Origin of the sequence: Gramella jeungdoensis, from assembly GCF_023805255.1 — a bacterium.
Taxonomy (GTDB): Bacteria; Bacteroidota; Bacteroidia; order Flavobacteriales; family Flavobacteriaceae; genus Christiangramia; species Christiangramia jeungdoensis.
This window is the reverse complement of record NZ_JAMSCK010000002.1, coordinates 780,079-788,777: the sequence shown is the minus strand read 5'-3', so window position 1 is coordinate 788,777 and position 8,699 is coordinate 780,079. Positions and strand designations below refer to the sequence as shown.

The following is an 8,699-nucleotide window of genomic DNA, read 5'->3' as shown; positions in this document are numbered from 1 at the left end:
CCGCTAGCGTTCATCCTGAGCCAGGATCAAACTCTTCATCGTTAAATCTTAAATATACTTAACAACTACTAAGAAATTGCTCAGGTTGACTTCTTCTAGTCTTAATTCTTATACACTGGATCACATCCTTAATAAAAAAAATGTAATCCCTGTCAATTCAATATATCAATGAACTCTTTTTCAGTTGGCAGTTCCCAGTCTCAGTTGGCAGTCTTATCACTGCCTACCGCTTACTGCTACTGCATACTGATTCGTTAAAACCCAGGGAGTCGAACCCTTATACTACGCCCCATCCGGCGGTCTCTCTTACTCTATCAGTCTGTAATTATGAACGGCTGCTCGCTCTGAAAGCGGGTGCAAATATACAACGCTTTTTTCTTCCCCACCAAAAGTTTTTTATAAAAAATTTTAGCTTCTCTTTAAAAGCCTCAACTCCAACTCCATCGCTCTTTTCAACACCCTAATGAACATCGCTTCGTTCCCAAAGCGGGTGCAAATATAAAACGACTCCCCGCTTCAATCCAAATTAATTCAAAGAAAAATTTTGAAAATCTTTAAGCGTGTTTTAGCCCGTATCGCCTACTCTCAGTACTGTCAGTGAACATGCGCTCTCTGCGAAAGCGGCTGCAAATATACATCTACTTTTTTCTCTTGACCAAACTTTTTAAAAGGTTTTTTTATCGGCATTTTCATGCAAGAACATAAGCTACTGCTCTTCAACTGTTTCAGCCGTCAAAAAAATTAAACCCAAACAGAAAAACAGGACTTATTAATCTACAATTCTAAAATACAGATATTATAATTACCTATATGTATATATGTATATATGTATTGCGCAACCAATTTCAACATCTTATCTTTGTGGCCTTAAAATTCTATACAAAATGATCAAGATTACTCTGCCTGATGGTAGTATTAAGGAGTTTGAAAAAGGAACTACTCCAATGGAGGTGGCAAAGAGCATTAGTGAAGGCCTTGCCAGAAATGTGATTTCAGCAAAATTCAATGACACTACAGTTGAAACCACCACCCCCTTAAATACAGACGGAGATCTTGTACTCTATACATGGAAGGATGACGAAGGAAAAAAAGCTTTCTGGCACTCTACTTCACATGTTATGGCACAAGCCATCCAGGATTTATACCCTGGAGCAAAATTGACCATTGGACCAGCCATTGAAAGGGGGTTCTATTATGATATAGATTTTGGAGACCAAAAGATCTCTGAAACCGACTTCAAGAAAATTGAAGACAGGATGCTGGAAATTGCCAGAGGCAAACATGATTTCCAGATGAGAGAGGTTTCAAAACAGGAAGCTCTTGATTTTTACAAAAATGAAAACAATCCGTTCAAGGTAGAACTAATTGAAAACCTTGAAGATGGAGATATTACTTTTTGCGACCACGACACCTTTACCGATCTCTGTAGAGGAGGACACATTCCAAATACCGGGATTATAAAAGCGGTAAAATTGATGAATGTTGCAGGGGCATACTGGCGTGGAGATGAAAACAACCCACAGTTAACCAGAGTTTATGGAATATCTTTCCCTAAGCAGAAGGAACTAAAGGAACATCTTGAACTACTTGAAGAGGCCAAGAAAAGAGACCATAGAAAATTAGGTAAAGAACTTGAACTTTTCACTTTTTCACAGAAAGTAGGTCAGGGCCTTCCTTTATGGCTTCCTAAAGGAGCTGCTCTAAGAGAAAGACTGGAAAACTTTCTGAAGAAAGCCCAGAAGAAGGCAGGATATGAAATGGTAGTAAGCCCGCATATTGGCAGTAAGGAACTCTATGTAACTTCCGGACACTATGCCAAATATGGTGAAGATAGTTTTCAGCCTATAAGCACACCTAATGAAGGAGAGGAGTTCATGCTAAAACCAATGAACTGCCCACATCACTGTGAAATGTACAATTCATCTTCATGGAGTTATCGCGATCTCCCGAAAAGATTTGCCGAATTCGGAACCGTATATAGATATGAGCAAAGTGGAGAACTTCATGGTTTAACCAGGGTTCGTGGTTTTACCCAGGATGATGCGCATATTTTCTGCACTCCTGAGCAACTGGACCAGGAATTCAAAAATGTTATTGATCTTACATTATACGTATTCCGCTCCCTTGGATTTGAAGATTTTGTTACACAGGTTTCTTTAAGAGATCCTGAAAACAAGGAGAAATATATAGGTTCTGACGAAGTATGGGAGAAAGCTGAAAAAGCCATTATCACCGCAGCCGAGGAGAAAGGCCTTAATTATGTAATCGAAACTGGAGAAGCCGCTTTCTATGGACCAAAACTTGACTTTATGGTAAAGGATGCCCTCGGAAGAAGCTGGCAACTTGGTACCATTCAGGTAGATTATAATTTACCGGAAAGATTCGATCTTACATATAAAGGAAGTGACAATGAGTCTCACCGCCCTGTAATGATCCACCGTGCTCCATTTGGAAGTATGGAAAGGTTTGTTGCCATCCTGCTGGAACATACCGGAGGTAACTTCCCGCTTTGGCTTATGCCAGAGCAGGCTATTATTCTCTCACTCAGTGAGAAATATGAAAAATACTCCCAAAAAGTTTTAAGTTTACTTGAAAATCACGAAATTCGCGCCCTTGTAGACAATAGAAACGAAACTATTGGGAAGAAAATAAGGGAAGCAGAAGTCAACAAATACCCTTATATGCTGATAGTTGGTGAGCAGGAGGCAGAGGATGGTACAGTTTCTGTACGAAAACATGGTGAAGGTGATTTGGGAACAATGAAGATAGATGAATTCGCAAATTTGATAAATACAGAAATCAATAGTACCTTAAAGCCTTTTAAAACTGAAGTTTAATTAAAATTTTTAGCCATAGCAATACGTAGAAAAAAACCGAACAGATTCGGAAGACAAAAAGAAGAACAACACCGAATCAACGAGAAGATCAAAGCAGACGAAGTACGCCTGGTTGGTGACAATGTAGAAATGGATGTATATCCAACCAAAAAAGCCCTTTCTATAGCTCAGGAAATGGGGCTTGATCTCGTAGAGATTTCACCAAATGCCAAGCCACCGGTGGTTAAGGCCATGGACTATAAGAAGTTTCTTTATGAACAAAAGAAACGCGAAAAAGCCATGAAGGCTAAAGCCAGCAAAGTAGTAGTGAAAGAAATCCGTTTTGGACCAAACACAGACGATCATGACTACGAATTCAAAAAGAGAAATGCTGAGAAATTCTTGAAGGACGGAGCAAAGCTTAAAGCTTTTGTATTCTTTAAAGGTAGATCTATTGTATTTAAAGATAAAGGAGAAATTCTACTTCTAAGACTAGCACAGGATCTTGAAGAATATGGTAAAGTAGAGCAAATGCCAAAACTGGAAGGGAAACGTATGACCATGTTCATGGCTCCTAAGAAAACGAAATAATAACCTCTCAAGAAAAATTAGAGGTTTTATAGATATTTAAGAGAATAAGAGAGTTAATTATAAAAAAGGACAGCAATGCCTAAGATGAAAACGAAATCCAGCGCCAAAAAGCGTTTTAAGCTTACAGGAACTGGTAAAATTAAAAGAAAGCACGCGTTTAAGAGTCACATCTTAACAAAGAAGTCTAAGAAACGTAAGCTAGCCTTAACTCACAGTACTTTGGTACATGATGCAGATAAGGACAATGTAAAACTTCAATTACGTTTAAAGTAAACTGAAGTTTTCGGTTTAATTAAATTTTTAACCATGGAGTCGGGCAACACTTCGACTGCGCTCAGTGTGACAGTTTGAAGTTTAAGTTAAAAGTGTCGTTTAGCGACCGCCTGCTACAAAAAAATGTAAAATATGCCAAGATCAGTAAATTCAGTTGCCAAAAGGGCACGTAGAAAAAAAGTTTTAAAGCAAGCAAAAGGATATTTCGGGCGTCGTAAGAACGTTTGGACCGTTGCTAAAAATGCGGTTGAAAAAGCTATGCTTTATGCATACAGAGACCGTAAAGCCAAGAAACGTAATTTCCGTTCACTTTGGATTATGCGTATTAACGCAGCTGCCAGAGAAAATGGAATGTCTTATTCACAATTCATGGGGAAACTTAAAGCCAGTGATATAGGTCTTAACCGTAAGGTTCTTGCCGACCTGGCAATGAATAACCCAGAGGCTTTTAAAGCGATTGTTGAAAAAGTAAAATAAAACGATTACACTCTCTTATATAAGAATCCCGCCAAATGGCGGGATTTTTTTTATTACTGGCCATAAGCAGTGAGCACCAGTATTCGCGAACCTCCATGATTACGATGTTCGCAAAGGTAAATGCCCTGCCAGGTTCCTAAATTTAATTTTCCTCCAGTTATAGGAATCTGAACTGAAGTGCCAGTTAAAGCAGATTTTATATGTGCTGGCATATCATCAGGACCCTCCAATGTATGCTTATAATATGGCTGATTCTCTGGCACCATTTTATTGAAATGGCTTTCAAAATCCTCAAGGACTGTAGGATCGGCATTTTCGTTGATCGTTAAGCTGGCAGAAGTATGTTTTATAAAAACCTGTAAAAAGCCTGTTTCAATATTTCTTAATTCAGAAAACTGACTAAGGATTTCATCGGTAATCAAATGAAAACCCCTACTCCTTGATTTTAATTTTATTTCCTTCTGAAAAATCTTCATAAAGAATAAGTTCCATTTTAAGTTTTTTGCTCCTTCTTTTTGGCAGCCGGAAACAACACATTATTGAGTATAAGTCTATACCCAGGAGAATTTGGGTGTAGTTCCAACTCTGTCTTGGGATCACCTACCCTGTGTTGATAATCTTCGGGATCATGACCTCCATAAAAAGTAAAAAAACCTTTGCCTTTAATTCCGTGGATATATCTTGCCTCGCCATTAAGCTTACTCTCACCCATAATGAGAACTCCAGGTTTTACAGTCGAAGGATCATAACTTGTAGTCTGTCCCATAAACCCTTTTACCAGCCGGGTGTGGTTTTGAGTGAGCATGGTTGGCACCACATCCCACTTCGCAGAATAATCCATAAGAGTAAAATAATCACTTTCCTTTGGGATTTGCCGTTTTGCAGTCATATCTATACTGGAAAACTCATATACCATCGGGCTTCTTTCCAATTCAAAATCGGTAAAAGCGAAGGTGTTATTAAAATCTATTTTCGCCTGGTAACCAGGTTCGCTTGGGTCTCCATCGAACATAGCTTCAGCAATATCAACTCCTTCTGCAGCCAAAGCAATATCAAAACTATCTGTGGCGCTACACATCGCGAACATAAAGCCACCACCAACTACATAATCTCTAATCTTGAGTGCTACCGCCAGTTTTTCTTCAGAAACTTTCGAATACCCTAGCTCATTCGCCAGAACTTCAGCTTTCTTTTTCTCCTCAATATACCATGGAGCTGTACGGAAAGCACGATAGAATTTACCATACTGCCCGGTAAAATCTTCATGATGCAAATGCAGCCAGTCATATAGCAGTAAGGCATCATTAAGAACTTCCCTGTCATATATAGTTTTATAAGGAATCTCAGCATATGTGAGGGCCATTGTCACGGCATCATCCCATGGCTTGTTGCCCTTGGGACTGTAAACTGCAATTTTAGGAGCTTTTTCAAGAGCTACAGATTCCATATTCCTGGAAGGACTGCTAATTTCCTCCAGGATACTTTCAGCCATATTATCGCTTATCACCTCGAAGTCTACACCTCTTATCTGACATTCTTTCTGAAGTTTTTCAGAATCTGAGATCAGAAAAGAACCACCCCGGTAATTAAGAAGCCAGTTCACACTCAACTGATTCTCGAGCGAATAATAAACAATTCCATAGGCCTTTAAATGATTGCTTTGAGATTCGGCATCCATTGGGATCAGGATCCTGGAAGCAAATAACTGGGTGCTGAAAAGGAATAAAAAAGAAAGCAGCAAGGCATTCTTCAATACTTTGCTGCTTGGAATATTTTTAGATATAGTGTTTTCCCTAGCCGAATTCAGCTTGTTTTCATTAGAACGGAACATCATTATCGTCATCATCAAAATCAGAGTTCATTGAACTTCCAAAAGCCTCATCGGCGCTTGGATTAGGTAAATTATAGTTTCCGAAATCATTATCATTCTCAGCACTATTCATGCTCGAAGGAATTTCTGAAGGGAAACTAAAGTCTTCTAAATTATCAAATTTACCGAGTTCTCCAATGAATTTTAGTCGGATATTTTCAAGTCCACCATTACGGTGCTTGGCCACGATGAATTCTGCCTGCCCCTGTGTAGGAGTTCTTTCTTCATCATCCCATTCTTCGATCTTATAATATTCAGGACGATAGATGAACGAAACAATATCGGCATCCTGCTCGATCGCTCCTGATTCCCTAAGATCTGAAAGCAATGGGCGCTTACTTCCTCCCCTGGTCTCAACCGCACGTGAAAGCTGTGAAAGTGCAATTACCGGTACATTTAATTCCTTTGCAAGGGCTTTAAGGTTACGCGAGATTGTAGAAATTTCCTGCTCCCTGTTACCGCCTTTCTGGCTTCCTCCGGCCGTCATCAACTGAAGGTAATCTATCACAATCATCCTGATCCCGTGCTGCGAAGCAAGTCGGCGTGCCTTTGCACGAAGGTCGAAGATCGAGAGCGAAGGAGTATCATCAATGAACAAAGGAGCCTTTTCAAGGTCCTTCACCTTAACGTTAAGCTGTTCCCATTCGTGTTGCTCCAGTTTTCCCGTTCTGAGCTTTTCCGAAGAAAGCCCTGTTTCCGAAGATATTAAACGGGTGATAAGCTGAACCGAAGACATCTCCAGGGAGAAAAAAGCTACCGGAACACCCTGGTCTACCGCAATATTCCTTGCCATAGACAGGGTCAAGGCCGTCTTACCCATACCCGGACGTGCAGCAACGATAATCAAATCTGATGGCTGCCATCCTGAAGTTAGTTCATCCAGTTTTTCAAAACCTGATGGCACCCCACTCAAACCTTCCTTATTTGAGATCTCCTGTATCTTTTTCTTAGCCTGGATTACAAGACTCTGAGCAGTTTCGGTAGAACGTTTAATATTCCCCTGGGTTACTTCATAAAGCTTGGCTTCAGCATTATCCAGAAGATCAAAAACATCAGTTCCTTCATCAAAAGCCTCTTCGATGATCTCGTTGGAAATCTTTATCAAACTACGCTGAATATATTTTTGCAGAATGATACGCGCATGGAATTCGATGTGTGCCGAACTCGACACTTTTTGAGTAAGTTGAATCAGATAGTAATCGCCACCTACTTTATCAAAATAGCCATCTTTCTTGAGTTGATTGGAAACGGTTAATAAGTCAATCGCCTCTGAATTATCGAATAATTTTTTAATCGCCTCGTATATGAGCTTATGTGCGTTTTTATAGAAGGCCTCAGGATGCAGAATATCTATGATCTCATCTACACCTTTCTTGTCTATCATCATAGCTCCAAGCACAACCTCTTCTAAATCAACAGCTTGCGGCGGAACCTTTCCTTTTTCTAGACTTACAACATTAGATTTTTTATATGATATATTCTGGGGGGAGGTGATTTTTTCCATAGTAACGAAAGTAAAAAATTTGTTAAGACAGTCTTAAAAAATTTAGCTTTTCTTACTTAACAGGTAATGAACAATTTACCTGTTGATAAGTATATTTTCTTGTTAATAAGATAAAAAAATCCGGAGACATTCTTCCGGATTTTCTAACGATGTTGTATAAATAAAGAACTTATCCTTTGAACACACCCATGTTCAAATATTTATCCATTCTTTTTTCAACCAGTTCTTCTGGTGATAAGTTTTTAAATTCAGAATAAGCTTTGGAAATCGAAGATTTTACCTTATTATAAGTTTCCTCTTTATTGCTATGAGCTCCACCCAAAGGCTCCTGGATGATCTCATCGATAAGTTTTTGTTTTTTCATATCAGAAGCAGTAAGCTTCAGAGCTTCGGCTGCAACCTCCTTATATTCCCAGCTTCTCCAAAGAATGGAAGAACAGGATTCTGGCGAAATAACCGAATACCACGTATTTTCAAGCATCATTACCTTGTCGCCTACTCCTATTCCCAATGCTCCACCACTGGCTCCTTCACCGATAATCACTACAATGATCGGCACTTTTAATCTTGTCATTTCAAGGATATTCCTGGCGATGGCTTCCCCCTGTCCTCTCTCTTCTGCTTCAAGCCCTGGATAGGCGCCGGGAGTGTCTACAAAACATACTACGGGAACACCGAATTTTTCTGCAGATTTCATCAATCTTAAGGCTTTCCTATAACCCTCCGGATTTGCCATTCCAAAATTTCTATACTGCCTGGTCTTGGTATTATAACCTTTCTGCTGACCAATGAACATATAGCTTTGATCATCGATCTTTCCCAGGCCTCCGATCATGGCCTTATCATCTTTTACATTACGGTCACCATGCAGTTCTAGAAAAGTATCACCGCAAATGGCGTTAATGTAATCTAAAGTATATGGTCTGTTGGGATGTCTTGAAAGCTGAACCCTTTGCCAGGGAGTCAGATTTTTATAGATCTCTTTTTTCTTTTCAATAAGCTTCTTCTCGATCTGCTTACAGGTGGCGGTCACATCAACTTCACTTTCTTCACCAATATTGCATGCCTTAGCATATTGTTCTTCAAGTTCTTTGATGGGTTGTTCAAAATCTAAATATTCCATACGGGTTATGGTATTTATTTTTTATAGCTTACAAATATAAGAACT

At 39.3% G+C, this 8,699-nt stretch carries 8 protein-coding genes; 4 read left to right on the top strand and 4 right to left on the bottom strand.

What is annotated here, in order from left to right; all coding sequences use genetic code 11:
• Window positions 1-884 precede the first annotated feature (884 nt).
• The 4 genes from thrS (at window position 885) to rplT (ending at window position 4,157) form a co-directional block, all read left to right on the top strand.
• The gene (gene thrS, locus NE848_RS07670) at window positions 885-2,837 is read left to right on the top strand and encodes a threonine--tRNA ligase (protein ID WP_252112101.1); all 1,953 of its coding nucleotides are present in this window, start codon (window positions 885-887) and stop codon (window positions 2,835-2,837) included.
• Between the two features lie 21 nt (window positions 2,838-2,858).
• On the top strand, window positions 2,859-3,407 hold the full coding sequence (gene infC, locus NE848_RS07665) for a translation initiation factor IF-3 (protein ID WP_341482783.1): 549 nt from the start codon (window positions 2,859-2,861) through the stop codon (window positions 3,405-3,407).
• Between the two features lie 75 nt (window positions 3,408-3,482).
• Window positions 3,483-3,680, top strand: coding sequence for a 50S ribosomal protein L35 (rpmI, locus tag NE848_RS07660; protein WP_011708523.1), 198 nt, complete (start codon window positions 3,483-3,485; stop codon window positions 3,678-3,680).
• A gap of 132 nt (window positions 3,681-3,812) precedes the next feature.
• The gene (rplT, locus tag NE848_RS07655) at window positions 3,813-4,157 is read left to right on the top strand and encodes a 50S ribosomal protein L20 (RefSeq protein ID WP_131399570.1); all 345 of its coding nucleotides are present in this window, start codon (window positions 3,813-3,815) and stop codon (window positions 4,155-4,157) included.
• 53 nt (window positions 4,158-4,210) lie between these two features.
• Here rplT and NE848_RS07650 read toward each other — a convergent pair whose 3' ends face one another.
• The 4 genes from NE848_RS07650 to NE848_RS07635 all read right to left on the bottom strand — a co-directional run bounded on the left by NE848_RS07650 (window position 4,211) and on the right by NE848_RS07635 (window position 8,654).
• Window positions 4,211-4,633 carry a secondary thiamine-phosphate synthase enzyme YjbQ gene (locus NE848_RS07650; RefSeq protein WP_252112099.1) on the bottom strand — a complete coding sequence of 141 codons (423 nt, stop codon included), beginning with the start codon at window positions 4,631-4,633 and terminating at the stop codon, window positions 4,211-4,213.
• A 17-nt stretch (window positions 4,634-4,650) separates the two neighbouring features.
• Window positions 4,651-6,003 (bottom strand): asparagine synthetase B, encoded by a 1,353-nt coding sequence (locus tag NE848_RS07645; protein ID WP_423747999.1) that lies wholly within the window; start codon window positions 6,001-6,003, stop codon window positions 4,651-4,653.
• Window positions 5,975-7,531 (bottom strand): replicative DNA helicase, encoded by a 1,557-nt coding sequence (gene dnaB, locus NE848_RS07640; protein WP_252112095.1) that lies wholly within the window; start codon window positions 7,529-7,531, stop codon window positions 5,975-5,977. The genes NE848_RS07645 and dnaB overlap by 29 nt, the downstream gene beginning before the upstream one ends.
• A gap of 169 nt (window positions 7,532-7,700) precedes the next feature.
• The gene (locus NE848_RS07635; protein ID WP_252112093.1) at window positions 7,701-8,654 is read right to left on the bottom strand and encodes an acetyl-CoA carboxylase carboxyltransferase subunit alpha; all 954 of its coding nucleotides are present in this window, start codon (window positions 8,652-8,654) and stop codon (window positions 7,701-7,703) included.
• Between the last annotated feature and the right edge of the window lie 45 nt (window positions 8,655-8,699).